14 protein-coding genes and 1 pseudogene are annotated in these 17,806 nt (G+C 66.5%); 5 read left to right on the top strand and 10 right to left on the bottom strand.

What is annotated here, in order from left to right; translation table 11 throughout:
• Nucleotides 1-171: 171 nt before the first annotated feature.
• The gene (locus PNI01S_RS27085) at nt 172-1,176 is read left to right on the top strand and encodes an NADP-dependent oxidoreductase (protein ID WP_084359783.1); all 1,005 of its coding nucleotides are present in this window, start codon (nt 172-174) and stop codon (nt 1,174-1,176) included.
• 190 nt (nt 1,177-1,366) lie between these two features.
• Nucleotides 1,367-3,115 carry a SulP family inorganic anion transporter gene (locus tag PNI01S_RS27080; protein WP_084359782.1) on the top strand — a complete coding sequence of 583 codons (1,749 nt, stop codon included), beginning with the start codon at nt 1,367-1,369 and terminating at the stop codon, nt 3,113-3,115.
• Here the strand turns inward: PNI01S_RS27080 and PNI01S_RS28885 are convergent.
• A complete protein-coding gene (locus tag PNI01S_RS28885; RefSeq protein WP_374701927.1) occupies nt 3,083-3,946 on the bottom strand; it encodes a methyl-accepting chemotaxis protein in 864 nt (287 codons plus the stop codon). The two genes, PNI01S_RS27080 and PNI01S_RS28885, sit on opposite strands and share 33 nt — an antisense overlap.
• Nucleotides 3,941-4,072 (bottom strand): annotated as a pseudogene (locus PNI01S_RS28880) (HAMP domain-containing protein); the annotation flags it as partial. The pseudogene PNI01S_RS28880 and the gene PNI01S_RS28885, both read right to left, overlap by 6 nt.
• A gap of 1,246 nt (nt 4,073-5,318) precedes the next feature.
• Between PNI01S_RS28880 and PNI01S_RS27070 the strand changes: the two are divergent.
• The gene (locus PNI01S_RS27070; RefSeq protein ID WP_024767324.1) at nt 5,319-5,693 is read left to right on the top strand and encodes a hypothetical protein; all 375 of its coding nucleotides are present in this window, start codon (nt 5,319-5,321) and stop codon (nt 5,691-5,693) included.
• A 24-nt stretch (nt 5,694-5,717) separates the two neighbouring features.
• On the opposite strand, the gene PNI01S_RS27065 is transcribed toward PNI01S_RS27070, so the two are convergent.
• Both PNI01S_RS27065 and PNI01S_RS27060 read right to left on the bottom strand, forming a co-directional pair.
• A complete protein-coding gene (locus PNI01S_RS27065) occupies nt 5,718-6,326 on the bottom strand; it encodes a flavin reductase family protein (protein WP_065327599.1) in 609 nt (202 codons plus the stop codon).
• Nucleotides 6,327-6,390: 64 nt separating this feature from the next.
• Entirely contained in the window at nt 6,391-6,669 is a 279-nt protein-coding gene (locus tag PNI01S_RS27060; protein WP_024767322.1) for a hypothetical protein, read from the bottom strand.
• Nucleotides 6,670-6,819: 150 nt separating this feature from the next.
• On the opposite strand from PNI01S_RS27060, the gene PNI01S_RS27055 reads away from it, so the two are divergent.
• Nucleotides 6,820-7,167 (top strand): GFA family protein, encoded by a 348-nt coding sequence (locus PNI01S_RS27055; RefSeq protein ID WP_065327598.1) that lies wholly within the window; start codon nt 6,820-6,822, stop codon nt 7,165-7,167.
• Between the two features lie 78 nt (nt 7,168-7,245).
• Here the strand turns inward: PNI01S_RS27055 and mnmH are convergent, their stop codons facing one another.
• Both mnmH and selD read right to left on the bottom strand, forming a co-directional pair.
• On the bottom strand, nt 7,246-8,346 hold the full coding sequence (gene mnmH / locus PNI01S_RS27050; protein ID WP_024767320.1) for a tRNA 2-selenouridine(34) synthase MnmH: 1,101 nt from the start codon (nt 8,344-8,346) through the stop codon (nt 7,246-7,248).
• Nucleotides 8,346-9,380, bottom strand: coding sequence for a selenide, water dikinase SelD (gene selD / locus PNI01S_RS27045; RefSeq protein ID WP_024767319.1), 1,035 nt, complete (start codon nt 9,378-9,380; stop codon nt 8,346-8,348). Before selD ends, mnmH begins: the two co-directional genes overlap by 1 nt.
• A 106-nt stretch (nt 9,381-9,486) precedes the next feature.
• Between selD and PNI01S_RS27040 the strand changes: the two genes are divergently transcribed.
• Nucleotides 9,487-10,524 (top strand): patatin-like phospholipase family protein, encoded by a 1,038-nt coding sequence (locus PNI01S_RS27040; protein ID WP_065327596.1) that lies wholly within the window; start codon nt 9,487-9,489, stop codon nt 10,522-10,524.
• Between the two features lie 826 nt (nt 10,525-11,350).
• Here PNI01S_RS27040 and PNI01S_RS27030 read toward each other — a convergent pair.
• The 4 genes from PNI01S_RS27030 to kdpB all read right to left on the bottom strand — a co-directional run bounded on the left by PNI01S_RS27030 (nt 11,351) and on the right by kdpB (nt 17,797).
• Entirely contained in the window at nt 11,351-12,043 is a 693-nt protein-coding gene (locus PNI01S_RS27030) for a response regulator (protein ID WP_084359791.1), read from the bottom strand.
• 43 nt (nt 12,044-12,086) lie between these two features.
• The gene (locus PNI01S_RS27025) at nt 12,087-14,744 is read right to left on the bottom strand and encodes a DUF4118 domain-containing protein (RefSeq protein WP_065327594.1); all 2,658 of its coding nucleotides are present in this window, start codon (nt 14,742-14,744) and stop codon (nt 12,087-12,089) included.
• 270 nt (nt 14,745-15,014) lie between these two features.
• The gene (gene kdpC / locus PNI01S_RS27020) at nt 15,015-15,563 is read right to left on the bottom strand and encodes a potassium-transporting ATPase subunit KdpC (RefSeq protein ID WP_084359780.1); all 549 of its coding nucleotides are present in this window, start codon (nt 15,561-15,563) and stop codon (nt 15,015-15,017) included.
• A gap of 173 nt (nt 15,564-15,736) precedes the next feature.
• Nucleotides 15,737-17,797: a potassium-transporting ATPase subunit KdpB gene (gene kdpB / locus PNI01S_RS27015; RefSeq protein WP_084359779.1), complete on the bottom strand. Its 2,061-nt coding sequence runs from the start codon at nt 17,795-17,797 to the stop codon at nt 15,737-15,739.
• Nucleotides 17,798-17,806 lie beyond the last annotated feature (9 nt).

Below are 17,806 nucleotides of genomic sequence, written 5' to 3'. Positions count from 1 at the left end.
GGCGCGAAGCACTATCAGGCGGGGCGACGTTCCTGCATCCATGGCAATGATGATTCCTGCAAATCCGGATCACTGGAACCGATGGGTGAACATTCCTCCGGCGGACGAAACTTGCCCCGGCGCAGCAGGCGGACTATCACCTAGGCTTTCCCCCTGACTGAGTCCACTGCCATGTCTGCCCAGATCAACCGCCAGTTCCAGCTCGCCCAGCGCCCGGTCGGTGCCGCCACCCGCGACACCTTCACCTATGTGGAAACCCCGATCGGCGAACCCGGCCCGGGGCAGATTCTGGTGAAGAACCAGTACCTGTCGCTGGACCCGGCCATGCGCGGCTGGATGAACGACGCCAAGTCCTATATTGCCCCGGTGGCCATCGGCGACGTGATGCGTGCCCTCGGCGTGGGCACGGTGATCGCCTCGCAGCACCAGGACTTCAAGGTCGGCGACGAGGTGAACGGCGCCCTCGGCGTGCAGGATTACTTCCTCGGCGAGCCGAAGGGTTTCTACAAGGTCGACAGCCAGCGCGCGCCCCTGCCGCTCTACCTGTCGGCACTGGGCATGACCGGCATGACCGCCTACTTCGGCTTCCTCGACGTCGGCCTGCCTCAGGCCGGTGACACCGTGGTCGTCTCCGGCGCCGCCGGCGCGGTGGGCAGCGTGGTCGGGCAGATCGCCAGGATCAAGGGTTGCCGCGTGGTGGGCATCGCCGGCGGCACCGACAAGTGCCGCTATCTGGTGGATGAGCTGGGCTTCGACGGCGCCATCGACTACAAGGCCGAGGACGTCAACGCCGGCCTCAAGCGCGAATGCCCCAAGGGCGTGAACGTATTCTTCGACAACGTCGGCGGCGACATCCTCGACGCCGTGCTGGCCCGCCTGGCGCCCAAGGCGCGGGTGGTGATCTGTGGCGCGATCAGCCAGTACAACAACAAGGAAGCCGTGCGCGGCCCGGCCAACTACCTCTCCCTGCTGGTCAACCGCGCGCGCATGGAAGGCATGGTGGTGATGGATTACGCCCACCGCTTCCAGGAAGGTTTCAAGGACATGGCGACCTGGATCGGCGAAGGCAAGCTGAAATCGAAGGAAGACATCGTCGAAGGCCTGGAAACCTTCCCCGAGACCCTGGCCAAGCTGTTCAGCGGCGAGAACTTCGGCAAGCTGGTGCTCAAGGTCTGATCCGCCCCTCAGCCCCAAAGCCCCTCTCTCCCGCTAGCGGGAGAGAGTTGGGGTGAGGGGTAAACCCAGCGCTGAAGTTGCCGTGAGTTGCTGGGATGGCTATGCGCCCTCTATCTCAATGATTTCCGACAAGCTCTGAGGCGCCTTTCCAGCTAGGATTTCCCTTGGCCGATTCCATGGAAGATCCCCGATGTCCCTCGCCCGCTGGCTGCCCGGTCTGGACAGCCTGCTGCACTACCGCTCCGACTGGTTGCCGCGCGATATCCAGGCCGGCCTGTCGGTGGCTGCGGTGCAGATTCCCACTGCCATTGCGTACTCGCAGATCATCGGCTTTCCGCCGCAGGTCGGGCTGTACGCCTGCATCCTGCCGATGCTGATCTACGCCATCGTCGGCAGCTCGCGGCAATTGATGGTCGGCCCGGATGCCGCCACCGCCGCCATGGTCGCGGCGGCCATCACGCCGCTGGCGGCAGGCAACCCGGAGCGGCTGCTCCAACTGTCGATGATAGTCGCGGTGCTGGTGGGCGCGCTGTCCATCGCCGCCGGTTTCGCGCGTGCGGGCTTCGTCGCCAGCTTCCTGTCGCGGCCGACGCTGGTGGGTTACCTCAACGGTATCGGCCTGAGCCTGATCGCCGGCCAGCTCGGCAAGATCCTCGGCTACCACAGCGAGACCAGCGGTTTCGTCCGCGGCCTGATCGCGCTGGTGCGCAATCTCGCCGATACGCACCTGCCGACGCTGGCGCTGGGCGTCGGCACCCTGGCGCTGATGATCCTGTTACCACGTCGCTACCCGAAGATTCCCGGCGCGCTGGTCGGCGTGTTGTTCGCCTCGGTCATCGCCGCCCTGTTCGGCCTGGACCAGTACGGCATCAAGCTGCTCGGCGAGGTGCCGCAAGGCCTGCCCCACCTGACCTGGCCGAAGACCAGCGTCGAGGAGGCCGGCAGCCTGTTCCGCGATGCCATGGGCATCACCATCGTCAGCTTCTGCAGCGCGATGCTCACCGCGCGCAGCTTCGCCGCCCGCCACGGCTACGCCATCGACGCCAACCACGAGTTCATGGCGCTGGGCATGGCCAACATCGGCGCGGGGATTTCCCAGGGCTTCGTCATCAGCGGCGCCGACTCGCGTACCGCGGTGAACGACATGGTCGGCGGCAAGAGCCAGATGGTCGGCGTGGTCGCCGCCCTGGTGATCGGCCTGGTCCTGCTGCTGTTCAGCAAGCCGCTGGGCTGGGTGCCGATGCCGGCGCTGGGCGCGGTGCTGCTGATGGCCGGCTGGGGCCTGATCGACTTCCGCGCACTGCGCGGTTTCTGGGCGCTGAGCCGGTTCGAGTTCGGCCTGTGCGTGCTGACCACGGTCGGCGTGCTCAGCGTCGGCGTGCTGCCGGGCATCTTCGTCGCCATCATGCTGGCCCTGCTGCGCCTGCTCTATCTCACCTATCGCCCGCACGACGCGGTGATGGGCTGGGTGCATGGCATCGACGGCCAGGTGGAAATCGAACAATACCCCAACGCGCGCACCTTGCCGGGGCTGGTGATCTACCGCTTCGACGCGCCGATCCTGTTCTTCAATGCCGACTACTTCAAGCAACGCATCCTCGAGGTGGTGGCCCAGACGCCGAACGCCCGCGCCGTGCTGCTCAACGCCGAAGGCATCCTCAACCTGGACATCAGCGGCCTGACCACGCTACGCGAAGTGCAGCAGACCCTGGAGGCCCGGGGCGTTTACCTGTCGCTGGCGCGGGTCACCGGCGAAACGCTGGCCCTGCTCAAACGCTCGCAACTGCTGGGCGAGGTCAAGCCGCCGCTGGTGTTCAGCTCCGTGCGTGCGGGTGTCAACGCCTACCGGCGCTGGCACCAGCAGCGCAAGCGCGAGCAGGAAGCGGCCGAGCGCGCCGCGGCGGCGTCACAGCCGGAACTGCCCCACCAGCCCCTGTAGCTCGCGACTGAGCTGCGCCAGCTCGACGCTGGACGATGCGGTGGACTCCATGGCCTGCGCCGATTCGTCGGCGATGCCACGGATGCTGGTGACGCTGCGGCTGATCTCCTCGGCGACCGCGCTCTGCTGTTCGGAAGCGGCGGCGATCTGCTGGTTCATCTGGTGGATCACCGCCACCGCCGAGGCGATGTTGCCCAGCGCGGCCTCGGTCTGTACCGCGTCGCCCACGGTCATCTCCACCAGCGCGTGACTGCGCTGCATGCGCTGGACCGACGTGGTCGCGCCGCTCTGCAGTGCGGCGATCAACGTCTCGATTTCGGCGGTGGACTGCTGGGTGCGCCGCGCCAGCGCCCGCACTTCGTCGGCCACCACGGCAAAGCCCCGGCCCTGCTCGCCGGCCCGCGCCGCCTCGATGGCGGCATTGAGCGCCAGCAGGTTGGTCTGCTCGGCGACGTTCTTGATCACCACCAGCACGCTGCCGATGCTCTGGCTCTCGCGGCCGAGCTGCTCGATGCTTTCGGTGGCCGCGCGCACGGCGTCGGCCAGTTGCTCGATACGGCCAAGGGTCTGGCGTACCACATCCTGCCCGCTGGCGACCTTGCCATCGGCCTGTTCGGCGGAACTGGCGGCTTCCTCGGCGTTGCGCGCGACATCATGCACGGTGGCCGCCATCTGGTTCATCGCCGTGGCGACCTGATCGGTCTCGGCCTTCTGCGAGTTCACCCCGTGCTGGGTGCGCTCGGTGACGCTGGAAAGCGCCTGCGCCGACGCGGTGATCTGCCCCACGCCATCACTGAGGCGGCTGACAATGCCGCGCAGGCTGTCGGCCATGCTGCCCACCGCGCCCATCAATTGGCCGACTTCGTCCTTGCGCCGCACTTCGACACTCACACTCAGATCGCCCTCGGCGATGCGGCTGGCCATGCCGATCACCTGGCGCAGCGGCCGCACGATCATCCAGGTGATCAGCAGCGAAGCCAGTGCGCCCACCAGCAGCGCCAGCGCCGCCGAAGCGACGATCAGCAGCGTATTGGTGCGTAGCTGCGTCTGCATGGCCGCCCGCTGCGCCGCATAGGCGTCATCGACCTGCTGCATGACCTGGGCCGCGCGGTCGTTCATCTGCGCGTGGACCTGTTTTTCCTGCTCGAGGCTGGCGGTGTATTCGTCGAGCTTCTCGACGAAGGCGTTGATGTTGGTGATCACGTCCTTGAGCACCGAGACGTAGGTCGGATCGGTGATGGCCTCCTGCAGCTTGGCGGACAGTTCCAGCGCCTCGGCGGCGGACTTGATGCGCCCACCCTCGGCCTTCTCACCGCTCTCGCCGCCGACCTCCATGCGCGAGCGCGCCTCGTTCAGGCCCTGCAGCACCAGACGGTAGAGCTGGCTGACCTGGGCGGCCTGCTGCAGCAACTCCTCCCCCTTCTGGCCCTGGGATTCCTTGAGTTCGTAGGCGCCGTCATCGGCCAGGCTGGATTGCAGGATGTCCAGGCTGTTGGACGCACCGTTCACCGACCAGGTGGCGGCGTCCAGCGACAGCCGCCGGCTTTTGCTGGACTTTTCGAACTTCTCGAATGCCGCCAGGTAATCGGCGATGCCCTGCTCCACCCGGGCCATGGCTGCCGCCTGGTCCGGCCGGGCCTTGAGCCGCGCCACCGCCTCGCCGAGATTGCCGGCGTGCTCGCGCAGGCGCTTGGCGGAAGCATCGCTGGCGTCGATGACGAAATCCTTCTCACTCTGGCGCATCTCCAGCAGTTCGCGGTTGATGGTCGACATGTCGCCGAGCAGGTCGAAGCGCTGGGAAATGGCGCGCAACGACGTCACGCCGATGACCGCCACCAGCGCCGTGAGCAACAGCACCAGGCCGAAGCCGATGGCCAGTTTCTTCGCCGTGCCCATGTCGGCCAGACGACGCTGCACGAAGGCAACCATGGCTACTCCCCCCATCCGCAATGGCGTTGCAGGAAATCCTCGTAGGTCTCCTGCTCGTTATCGGTGCTTGTGGGCGGAACATTAGGAGCGCTGCCCATCGACTGGATAGAGGGCGCGACGGTGATGGCACGGTGATGCTGCGCAGGGATACGTGGAGGTCGTATCCAGAACACTGAACAGGACTTTCCTGGCACGGATACGGAAATCGCCGACAGCGACCTGCCTGCCCGACCATTCAGATTCCGACACCTGCCCTTCCACTCCAGGTGCGCGGATGAACGCCTTCTATCAACTGGTCCTGCAGCGCCCGCTGACAGGATTCGCCGACCAACTCTTCCTGCCGGAGCTGTACCGCGAGCAACGCCGCCTCGACCCCCTGCTGCTGACGCGCGGGCATCTGCCGATTCGGCATTTCGTCTGCCCGCAGACCTACGACGAGAGCAAGGGCGAATGGCTGGACTGCTGGTTCGAGGCGCAGGCCGGCTGGCGCCTGGTACAGGTCGTCGTCAGCCTGGTTCACGGCAGTACGCTGGAATTCACCCACCGCGACGCATTGCTCTCGGAACTCTTCGCCCTCGGCGAGCGGCTGGACGAGGCGCGCCTCGGCGACATCCGCTGGCAACTCGGCCTGGAGCTGGAATTTGCCTGACGTCGCAGCGCCAGGCGCGCAGCCCTACTTCGGACGAATCATGCTGAAGGTGTCACGGGTGTAGCTGTACTGGGTGCCGCCCAGACGGCCCACCAGGTCCAGCCGCGCCGGGTCGATGTGGCGTTCGTCCTGCATCACCGCATCGTCGATATGCGCCAGTAGCACTCGGGCGAAGATCAGCATGCTCGAGGGGTTTTCCGCCGGGTAGGGCATGATTTCCGCCAACTGGCATTCGAAGGCCACCGGCGCGCCCACGACGCGAGGTGGAGCAACACGCTCGCTGGGCACGGTGGCGATGCTGGCGTGCTCGATCTCGCTGACGCCGTGGGGCAGCCAGGCGGCGGTAGCGTTCATGGCTTCGGCCTGCGCGGCGCTGACCAGGTGGATCACCAGCTCGCCGGTCTCGCGCACGTTGCGCAAGGTGTCCTTGACGCTGCCGTCGTCGCGCACGCTGGTGTTGACCAGCAGGGTCGGCGGCGAATCGCTGATGACCTGGAAGAAGCTGAACGGCGCGAGGTTGCTTTGTCCCTCTTTCGACAGCGTGGAGACCCAGGCGATGGGCCGCGGCGTGACGGTGGAAGCCAGCCAGCGATAGGCCTCGGCCTTGGGCAGTTGGGTGAAGTCGAGTTGCATGGGCAGATCCGGACAAATCGGTGGGAAGACGCGGACCGCGCCAGGCGGCCCGGCGGTGCGCGGCTCAGCGGCCGGCGCGGGATTCCTTGATGTAGAAACGCGCGCGGCTGGCCTTGTCGGAGCAACCGGTGTACGCCTCGACCTGCTGCTGGGTCTTGGCGGCGGTCAGCAGGCCCAGGGCCTTGGAGTAGCTGACTGTGCCGGCGAAGCCTTCGGCCTTGGCCAGGTCCAGTTCGTGCCAGGCGGCATCCAGTTGCGAGGCGCAACTGTCGCGGTTGACGGTCTTGCCCGAGCAGCCAGCGACGGCCAGCGCCAGGGCGATGATCAGGGGAATGCGCGGCATGACGGAACTCCTGGGAATATTCGCGGTGAATCCAGCTTAGAACGCGGCGCGGGGGCCTGCCGGATGGCGCCGCAGTATGCCATCGGACGGATGGCGTTCAAGCGACTACTACACTGACTGCCCACGGGATATCCCGACAGGAGAAGGATCATGGTGCATCAGGGCAGTTGCCATTGCGGGCAGATCGCGTTCGAAGTGGAAGGGGATGTCGGTGAGGTCGTGTCATGCAACTGCTCGATCTGCCGGCGCAAGGGCTCGCTGCTCTGGTTCGTGTCGCGCGGCAAGCTGAAGCTGACGACTCCTGAGAGTGCGATGAGCACCTATACGTTCAACACCCATCGCATCGAGCATCGCTTCTGCCCCACCTGCGGCTGCGCACCGCTGGCCTACGCCAGCGCGCCGGACGGCACGCCGATGGCGGCGATCAATGTGCGCTGCCTGCCGGGAGTGGAGCTCGCCGGGCTGACGGTGAAGGAATACGACGGCAAGAGCCGGTGAACAGACCAATGCCCCGCTGCGGCCTTGAAATCATCGCGGACGGAGTCCGCGATCAGCCAGCCGCTGCAGAAGATTCGATCAACGCTCCGCGCGGAACCGCAGGTATTCCACCACCTCGTCCTGGGTGCCGCGGAACTCCACGCGCTCGCCCTTGCTTTCGCGCTGGAAGGCGTACATCGGGTCGTAGTATTCGCCCAGCAGTCCCTCGATCCAGCCCCGGTGCAGGTCCACCGCGCCCGTCACCTTCTGCTCGTCCAGCGCTGCGTCCATGATCGCCGCCAGGCGCTGGTAGCGCTCGCCGCCCAGCCGCTTGACGATGCCCGACAGGCTCTTGCGCAGGTAAGCCGCGAAGGAGTCGAAGCCCCCCTCCTCGCCCACCACCTGGACATGGTCGGCGCACAGATTCACCACGTAGTCCTTGAGGATGCGCTCCACGCGCTGCTCGAAGCTGTCCTCCAGCCACACCAGCGGGTAGTGCTGCATGCCCTGGTACAGCTCCAGCGGCACCGAACAGCTGCCAACGATGCGGCCCTCATCCTCCAGCACGAACTGCTCCATGCCGGCGTGGCGCTTCTTCAGGATGTCGATGGCCAGGCGGTTCTCGAAATCGATCTGCGCGGGCTGCGGCGTGGCGCGGCGGCCGAAGGCGGAGCCGCGGTGGTTGGCGTGGCCTTCAAGGTCCAGGCTGTTGGCCAGTTGGGCGATGACCTCGGTCTTGCCGGTGCCGGTCAAGCCGCCCACCAGCACGAACTGGCATTCCTCGGTGGCCGCACGGGTGGTATCGAAGAGGAATCCACGCATCGCCTTGTAGCCGCCGACAACCCGCGGGTAATCGATGCCAGCCTCGGTCTTCAGCCACTGCTGGGTGATCTGCGACCGCAGGCCACCGCGGAAGCAGTACAGGTAACCTTCGGGGTTGGCCTTGGCGAAATTCGCCCAGGCTTCGATCCGCTCGGCCTTGATCTGGCCGCAGACCAGTTCGTGGCCCAGGGCAATGGCCGCCTGTTGGCCATGTTGCTTGTAGCTGGTGCCGACCTTCTGCCGCTCGATGTCGTTCATCAGCGGCAGGTTGATCACATTGGGGAAGGCGCCCTTGCCGAATTCGACGGGGGCACGCACGTCCATCATCTTCACATCGCCGAGGAACAGCTCGCGGTAGTGGCGGGTGTTGTCGCGCATCACTCCACCTCGACCGCGTGGCGCTGTCGGCCAACCAGTTCGCCGATGGGCGCCAGGTCCATGCCCAGTTCCTTCGCCGTGGCGAGGAATTGCGCTTCTCCCTCCGGCTCCACTGCCACCAGCAGGCCGCCGCTGGTCTGCGGGTCGCACAGCAGCAGCTTGTGCAGCTCGGGCAACGGCGCGATGCGCTCGCCGTAGCTGTCGAAGTTGCGCAGGGTGCCGCCGGGCACGCAGCCGGCTTCCAGGTAATGCTCGACGCTGGCCAGGCGCGGCACGGCGTCGTAGCGCACGCGAGCGGTCAGCCCGCTACCGTCGGCCATTTCCACCAGGTGGCCGAGCAGGCCGAAGCCGGTGACGTCGGTCATCGCCTTCACGCCGTCGAGCTTGCCGAAGCGCGCGCCGGGTTTGTTCAGGGTGCACATCCAGTCGCGGGCGACGCCCACGTCTTCGGCGCGCAGCCTGGCCTTCTTCTCGGCGGTGGTGAGGATGCCGATGCCCAGCGGCTTGGTCAGGTACAACTTGCAGCCGGCGGTGGCGGTGTCGTTGCGCTTCATGAAGCGCTTCTCCACCAGCCCGGTGACGGCCAGGCCGAAGATCGGCTCGGGCGCGTCGATGGAATGCCCGCCGGCCAGCGGGATACCGGCTTCGTCGCAGACCTTGCGGCCACCGGCGATCACTTCACGGGCGATTTCCGGCGCCAGCACGTTCACCGGCCAGCCGAGAATGGCGATCGCCATCAGCGGGTCGCCACCCATGGCGTAGATGTCGCTGATCGCGTTGGTGGCGGCGATGCGACCGAAATCGAAGGGATCGTCGACGATCGGCATGAAGAAGTCGGTGGTGGACACCACGCCGCGTTCGGCGTCGATAGCATAAACCGCAGCGTCATCGCGCGAGGCATTGCCGACCCACAGCTTCGGGTCGAGGTTCTGCGCGCCGCTGCCGGCGAGGATCACCTCCAGCACCTTGGGGGAAATCTTGCAGCCGCAACCGGCACCATGGCTGTACTGGGTCAGGCGGATCGGTTCGCTCATCGGGAGGCTCCGGCAGGGAAACAAACGCCGATTCTAGCAAAGCCCGGCTTGGCTCGACCGGTGTGCCCGGCGTATCGTCAGGCAGTTCGTAACGCGGAGTTGCCCTATGTCAAAACAGATTGCGCTGGTGCTTGGCTCCGGCGGAGCCCGAGGTTATGCGCACATTGGCGTAATCGAGGAGATCGAGCGGCGCGGCTATGAAGTGGTGTGCATCGCCGGCTGCTCCATGGGCGCGGTGATCGGCGGCATCTACGCCGCCGGCAAACTGGGCGAATACCGCGACTGGGTGGAAAGCCTGGACTACCTCGACGTGCTGCGCCTGCTGGACGTCAGCTTCCGCCTCGGCGCCATCCGCGGCGAGCGGGTGTTCGGCAAGATTCACGAACTGCTCGGCGAGATCAATATCGAGGACTTGCCCATCCCCTACACGGCGGTCGCCACCGACCTGACCAACCAGCAGGAAATCTGGTTCCAGGAAGGCTGCCTGCACCAGGCCATGCGCGCCTCGGCGGCGATTCCCAGCCTGTTCACCCCGGTCATGCAGGGCACCCGCATGCTGGTGGACGGCGGCCTGCTCAACCCGCTGCCCATCGTCCCGGTGGTCTCGACCCACGCCGACCTGATCGTCGCGGTCAATCTCAACGCCACCAACCAGCGCCAGTATTCCCTGCCGGTGATCGAGCGCCCCGCCGCTCTGAAAGGCCGCTTCGATGCGGTGCTCTCCGGGCTGTCCAACAAGCTGAGCTTCTTCCGTAAAGGGGAGTCCGAGCCGCCACCCGAGCTGATCGCCGACGCCCTGCTCCACCCGGTCCCGGCCGCCGCCGAGGAGCCCGCCGAGCCGGAAATGCAGCAACCCGCCGCCGCCCCGCAGGCCAAGGGCTCGCCACGCTCCGCGACCGGCAGCCACGTGATCGACAGCAGCAGCCCGGCCTCCTTGCTGGAACTGGTGAACCAGAGCTTCGAGGTGATGCAGACGTCGCTGGCGCAGTACAAGATCGCCGGCTACCCGCCGGATATCCTGATCAACGTGCCCAAGCGCGTGTGCCGCTTCTTCGAGTTCTACAAGGCCCCGGAACTCATCGCCCTCGGCCGGCAGATCGCCAGCGATACGCTGGATAGGTATGAGGCGGAGAATCCCCTATGACATGGGCACCGTTATCTGAATTCGAACTTTGGAATCTGATCAATGAGGCGGAAAGTACAATGCGGCCGTCTCTGTACCGACTATGGGAGGCCATTCAGATTGCGCCCGAGAAGTGGCAACAAGTTCCCTATGGCCAACGGAGTGGCGGCTTCTGGGTGGTTGCTGTGATTGGACAGCAAGTGCTCTGGTACAACGACATAGAGCGCGGATTCAATATCTCTGTCTACCGCCAATTCGGTGTTATTGAAGAGTATTTCTGCAACCAAGACTCGCTGGTTGAGACGGTTCAATCGCTTCAGAATCTGCTCAGTGAGGGATACTCACTGGTTAGAGCAGGCCCACCATAGCCGATTTCGTAAGGCGGCCGAGTTAGGTGTTATGCAATTCGCGAGCAAGCTCGCTACGAAAAGCCACTCTGTTCTGGCTCTGGCTCTGGCTCTTGAAGATTTCCAGAGAAACATCCCCAAACTCCGAATCGCCCCGTTCAGGAGGCCTCGTTGAATTGGAGTTTCATGGGTTGAGCGGCATGGATGTCGCGAGAGCTGCGATGGGCCAGGGACGGCCCTTCGTGGGGGGACGCCTAGTTCGTGCCCCTGAAATTGCGATTCAACGAGGGTATTTTTCGCCTAAGCGAAAAACCGGATGATTGGGACAAGACCTTTGCCTACTTTGCGTGGGGCGGCCATCCGTCGTTTGGCAAAGTAGGTCGCCCGAGGGGGCGAAACAGGAAGTTCGCGCGCACTCCGGCGCGACGCGGGAAACAAAGGCGCGAGGCAGACACATCGCGGACGAAGTCCGCTCCTACGCGGGAACTTACGTCGCGCGATCAGGCCTCGCGCAAGCGGTAGCCAACACCGGCTTCAGTGACAATGAATCGCGGCGTCGCCGGATCATCGGCGAGCTTCTGCCGCAGATGCCCAACCACCACCCGCAGATAGTGCGTGTCCTCGGTATGCGTCGGCCCCCAGATATCCTTGAGCAGTTGCTGCTGGGTAACCACCCGCCCGACGTGCCGAGCGAGGGTCGAAAGCACCGCGTACTCCTTGCGCGTCAGCGAGACTTCGTCACCGTCGAGCAGCACACGGCGGTAGGAAAAATCCACGCTCAGCGGCCCGACCGCCACCACCGCTTCCTGCGCCTCGCCACTGCCGCCCTGACGCAGCAACACACGGATGCGCGCAAGAAACTCCTGGATGCCGAAGGGCTTGGTCACGTAGTCGTTGGCGCCGCTGTCCAGCGCCAGCACCTTCTCGCTTTCGCTGGCGCGCACCGACAGCACCAGTACCGGTACCTGCGACCACTCGCGCAGCTCACGCAGCACGTCCTGGCCGTCCTTGTCCGGCAGGCCGAGGTCGAGCACCACCAGGTCCGGTCGCCCCAGCGCGGCCTGGGCCAGACCCTCCTCGCCGGTACCGGCTTCCAGCACCTTGTAGCCGCCGGCGCTGAGGCTGATGCGGAGAAACTTGCGGATCTGCGGTTCGTCGTCGACGACCAGAATCGTGGCGGCGCTGGCGTTCATCGGGGTGTTGGGCTGGCTGACGGAAGCGTTCAGCTTGAGCCTTTCAGACAGCAGCATCAAGCTCCTCCATATCCGGCTGCTGCTGCAGCGGCAGGTGCAGCACGAGGGTGGTGCCGCGCCCGTCGATGCCATCCTCGACGGTGATCCGCCCGCCATGGGCACCGACCATGCCCTGGCAGATCGCCAGGCCCAGCCCGGTGCCCTGCCCGCCTCGGTCACCGCGGGCCGCGGTATAGAACATGTCGAAGATCTTCTCCCGCTCCGCCGGCGGAATGCCCGGCCCTTCGTCACTGACCGAGAAGCGCAACTCGTCCTCGATGGAATCCACTGCAACGCGCAAGCGGCCCTGTGGCGGCGAAAAGCGTGCGGCGTTTTCCAGCACGTTGACCAGCGCCTGCTCGATCAGCGCGGCGTGCACGTAGAGCAGCGGCAACTCCGGCGGCACGCGGGTTTCCACGCGGTACGGGGCAACCACGGCGCGCAGGCGGTTGAGCGCGCTGCCGACGATGTCGCCGGGCGATACCCAGTCGCGCGAGAGTTTCAGGCCGCCGTGGCCGAGGCGGGTCATGTCCAGCAGGTTCTGGATGTAGCGGTCCAGGCGTTCGGCCTCGTCGCGGGTGCTTTCCAGCAGTTCGCGGCGGTCCGGCGGCGGGATCGCGTCGCCCAATGCCAGCAGGCTGTCGATGGCGCCGCGCATGGAGGTCAGTGGCGTGCGCAGGTCATGGCTGACCGAGGCCAGCAGCGCGCTGCGCAGTTGTTCGGTTTCGCCGTGCAGGCGCGCGGCTTCCAGGTCTTCGGCCAGACGCGCACGGGCCAGGGCCTGCCCCAGCGGCTGGCCGAGGGCGGCGAGCAGACGGCGGCGCGAACCTGGCAGCGGTTGGCCATCGCGCGGGCTGACACCCAGCAGAGCCAAAGGGCCATCCTCGCCGAACAGCGGCCACCACCACCAGCGCCCCCCCGGCAGCGTGCCGGTACCCAGCCCGGCGGGCTGGTCGTGTTGCCAGGCCCAGTCGGCGGCGGCGCGCTCCTGGTCGTCGAAAGGCCGGTTCAATCCTCCTTCGACTTTCCACTCGCGGTTGACCTGCCCGAGCAGGCAGATGTCCAGCCCATCCCAGCCACCCAGTTGTTGCGCGGCGGCGGCCATCACCGCCTGGCGGTCGGTGGCGGCGGTGAGCTTGCGCGACAGGTCGAGCAGTTGGCTGGTCTCTTCCTGCGTCTCGCGCAGGGCCTGCAATTGCCGGCGCTGGCGGGCGGCAAGGTTGCCGGTGAGGCCGGCCATGAGCAGGAAGAACAGCAGCGTCAGCACGTCTTCTTCGCGCTGGATGGAGAAGGAGAAATGCGGCGGGATGAACAGGAAGTCGTAAGCCAGGAACGACAGCACCGCGCAGGCCAGCGCCGGGCCGAGGCTGCTGCGTACCGCCACCAGCAGCACGGCGGCGAGGAACACCAGGGAGATGTTCGGCAGTTCCAGCACGCTGGCCACGCCCCAGGCCAGCGCGCTGGCGCAGGCAGCGGCCAGCGCGGCGAGCAGGTAATTGCCCCAGGGCCAGGGCGTCTGCGCGCGGACCTTGGGTGGCGTGAGATCAGCCTCGCTGTCGAGCACGCTGATTTCCAGCCCGTCGCCCAGGCGCAGCAGGCGCGCCGCCAGGCCGCCGCCGAACAGCTGGCGATACCAGCGTTGTCGTGAACGGCCGACCAGCAACAGCGTGGCGCGACGCTCCTTGGCATGTTCGACCAGGGTTCGCGCGACTTCGCCACCGCGCAGTTCGACGACATCGCCGCCCAGGCGCTCAGCGAGTTGCTGGGCGCTCTGCAATTGCATGCGCGACTCTTCGCTGCGCGCCTCGCCGGTGTCGACATGCACCAGCGACCAGGGCAGATGCCGGCGCTCGGCCACTCGGCTGGCGTGGCGCACCAGGCGTTCGGCGTTGTGTTCGCCATCCACGCCGACCAGCAGGCGCCCACGCACGGCGGGCGCCTCGCCGCCCTGCTGGCGGTAGCGATGGGTAAGGTCGGCATCGACCCGCGCGGCGGCCGTCTGCATGGCCAGCTCGCGCAGCGCGGTCAGGTTGGTCTGGCTGAAGAAGGCATCGATGGCGGCGCGCGCCTGTTCGGGCACGTAGACCTTGCCCTCGCGCAGGCGCTCCAGCAGTTCGCGCGGCGGCAGGTCCACCAGCAACAGCTCGTAGGCTTCCTGCAGGACCCAATCGGGCACGGTTTCGCGCACCTGCACGCCGGTGATGTCGCGGACGTGGTCGTTGAGGCTTTCCAGGTGCTGGACGTTGACCGTGGTGTAGACGTCGATGCCGGCGGAGAGCAGCTCCTGGATGTCCTGCCAGCGCTTGGCGTGGCGGCTGCCAGGTGCATTGCTGTGGGCCAGTTCGTCCACCAGCGCCAGCGTGGGCGGGTCGGCGAGCAGGCCGTCGAGGTCCATTTCTTCGAGGGTGATGCCACGGTAGACGGAGCGCTTGAGTGCCTGCTGCGGCAGACCGGCGAGCAGTGCTTCGGTTTCGGCGCGGCCGTGGGTTTCGACGATGCCGACGCGCAGCTTGACGCCCTGGCGCAACTGGCTCTGGGCGGCCAGGAGCATGGCGTAGGTCTTGCCGACACCCGGCGCGGCGCCGAGGAAAACCTTGAGGCGGCCACGGCCCATGGCAGGCAGGTCGGCCAGCAGGGCGTCGGCGCGGTTGGGGTCGGTCATGTCGCTATCCTCGAAGTGCCTGATGGCGCTCGTTCATGTGTTGCTGGAGAAGGGGCCGAAACCTCTTTCCCACGGGAAGATACCGTCAGCCAGCGCCGCCTTCCTGCATAGCGTCGACGGCGCTCCTACCAGAACAACGCGCGCGTGCTTTTGTAGGGTGCATAACGCGCCAGCGTTATCCACCACGATCAGAGTCGGCGGATAACCTGTTCCAGGTTATTCGCCCTACGGTCCAACCCTGGCTGCACCCTGCTACACAGGCGCTGGAGTCTAGCGAGGCAGGCTGGCGAGGGCCATGTTCAGCGCCAGCACGTTGACCACGGCGGGGCCGATCAGCGGGCGTTCGGTGTTCGCCTCCACCAGCTTCTCCAGGCTCGCCGCCGGTACGCCACGTTCCAGGGCGATGCGCGGCACCTGATACAGCGCCGCGGCGGGCGGCAATTGCGGATCGAGCCCGCTGCCGGAGGTGGTGACCAGCGCCAGCGGCACCGGCTGGCCGCCAATCTGCTGGGCGGCGGCATCCTTGGCGATGCGTTCGGCCAGCGCCGGGTTGCCGGGCGCAAGGTTGCTGGCGCTGCTGGAGACGGTGGCGAAATCACCGGCCGAGGGGCGCGAATGGAACCACTGGGCGCCGTCGAATTTCTGCGCGATCAGGGCCGAGCCGCGGACATTGCCCTGCTCGTCGCGCACCAGGCTGCCATTGGCCTGGTCGTGGAAGGCCACCTGGGCGATGCCGGTGACGGCCAGCGGGTAGACAACACCGGTGATCGCGCTGAGCAGGACCAGCGAGGCGATGGCGGGGCGGAGTTGGTTGAGCATTTTTTCGTGATCCTCTGTTGGGTTCGGAGCGAGAGGCGTCCCTCACCCCAGCCCTCTCCTGAAGGGAGAGGGAGACGTTCGGTGTGTCCGGCGAGCTCGGCGTTTCCCGATCACTCCGGACGGTCCCCTCTCCCATTGGGAGAGGGCCAGGGCGAGGGGAAAAGGCGCGCGCCTCAGGCCAGGCCCACCGCTACCAGAATCATGTCAATCACCTTGATCCCCACGAACGGTGCGACCAGGCCGCCCACGCCATAGATCAGCAGGTTGCGCCGCAGCAGCTGCGAGGCGTCGCTGGCCTGCACGCGCACGCCGCGCAGGGCCAGGGGGATCAGCGCGACGATGATCAGCGCGTTGAACACGATGGCCGAGAGGATGGCGCTCTGCGGGCTGGCCAGTTTCATCACGTTGAGCACGCCTAACTGCGGGTAGATGCCGGCGAACAGCGCGGGAAGGATGGCGAAGTACTTGGCCACGTCGTTGGCCACCGAGAAGGTGGTCAGCGCGCCACGGGTCACCAGCAGTTCCTTGCCGACCTGCACCACGTCCAGCAGCTTGGTCGGGTCGCTGTCCAGGTCCACCAGGTTGGCGGCCTCGCGGGCGGCCTGGGTGCCGTCGTTCATGGCCATGCCGACATCCGCCTGGGCCAGGGCCGGAGCGTCGTTGGCGCCGTCGCCGCACATGGCGACCATGCGCCCCTCGCCCTGCTCCTGGCGGATGCGCGCCAGTTTCTTCTCCGGCGTGGCTTCGGCGATCACGTCGTCCACACCGGCTTCGGCGGCGATGGCGGCGGCGGTCAGCGGGTTGTCGCCGGTCACCATCACGGTGCGGATGCCCATGCGGCGCAGCTCGGCGAAGCGCTCGCGGATGCCCGGCTTGACCACGTCCTTGAGGTGAATGGTGCCCAGCAGCTTGCCGTCGGCTACTACCAGCAGCGGCGTGCCGCCACTCTGGGCGATGCGTTCGATTTCCTTGGCCAGGCTTTCCGGCATCTGCGCGCGATCCAGGCCAACGAAGGCCAGCGCGGCGTCGACGGCGCCCTTGCGGTAGACGTGGCCGTCCATGTCGATGCCCGACAGGCGCGTCTCGGCGCTGAAGGCAATCGGCGTCACGCGGCTGCGTTCCGGCTCAGGCAGGACGATCTGCGCGCGCAGGAATTCGACAATGGACTTGCCCTCGGGTGTGTCATCGGCCAGCGAGGCGAGGAAAGCGCCTTCGGCCAGCTCCAGCGGCTGCACGCCGGGCGCGGTGTGCAGCGCGCTGCAGCGGCGGTTGCCGAAGGTGATGGTGCCGGTCTTGTCGAGCATCAGCACGTGCACATCCCCCGCCGCTTCCACGGCGCGGCCGGACTTGGCGATGACGTTCAGGCGCACCAGTCGGTCCATGCCGGCGATGCCGATGGCCGAGAGCAGGCCGCCGATGGTGGTGGGGATCAGGGTCACCAGCAGCGCCACCAGGAACACCAGCGGCAGGTTGCCGCCGGCGAACAGGGCGAAGGGCTTAAGGGTCACGACCACCAGCAGGAAGATCAGCGTCAGGCCGATCAGCAGGATGTCCAGCGCCACTTCGTTGGGGGTCTTCTGGCGCTTGGCGCCCTCCACCAGCGCGATCATGCGGTCGAGGGTGGATTCACCGGGGTTGGCGGTGATCTTCACCAGCAGCCAGTCGGAGACCAGCCGGGTGTTGCCGGTGACGGCCGAACGGTCGCCGCCGGATTCGCGGATCACCGGCGCGGATTCGCCAGTGATAGCGGCCTCGTTGACCGCCGCCACGCCTTCGATCACCTCGCCGTCGCCGGGGATCAGCTCGCCGGCTTCGACGCGTACCACGTCGCCCTTGCGCAGGCTGCTGGCGGCGACTTTCTCGAACTTGCCGGTCACCGCCATGCGCATGGCCTGCAGGCCCTGGGTACCGGCCTTGAGGCTGTCGGCGCGGGCCTTGCCGCGGCCTTCGGCAAGGGCTTCGGCGAAGTTGGCGAAGAGCACGGTGAACCACAGCCACACGGCGATCTGCACGGCGACGAAGGTGGGCACCGCCTCGCCGCCGACCACACACAGCACGGTGGTCAGCACGGCGGTCAGGGCGACCACCAGCATCACCGGCGAGCGTTGCAGCTGGCGTGGGTCGAGCTTGATGAAGGCCTGCAGCAGTGCCGGCTTCCAGAGGGCGGACAGCGCGGTGGTCGGGCGTTTTTCAACGGCCTTTTTCATTGCGAGTTCCCGGGTATGTGCGTTCATTCAAGGAGC

Origin of the sequence: Pseudomonas nitroreducens NBRC 12694, from assembly GCF_002091755.1 — a bacterium.
GTDB lineage: Bacteria > Pseudomonadota > Gammaproteobacteria > Pseudomonadales > Pseudomonadaceae > Pseudomonas > Pseudomonas nitroreducens.
The sequence above is the reverse complement of the archived record's forward strand: the minus strand, read 5'-3'. Positions and strand labels throughout refer to the sequence as shown.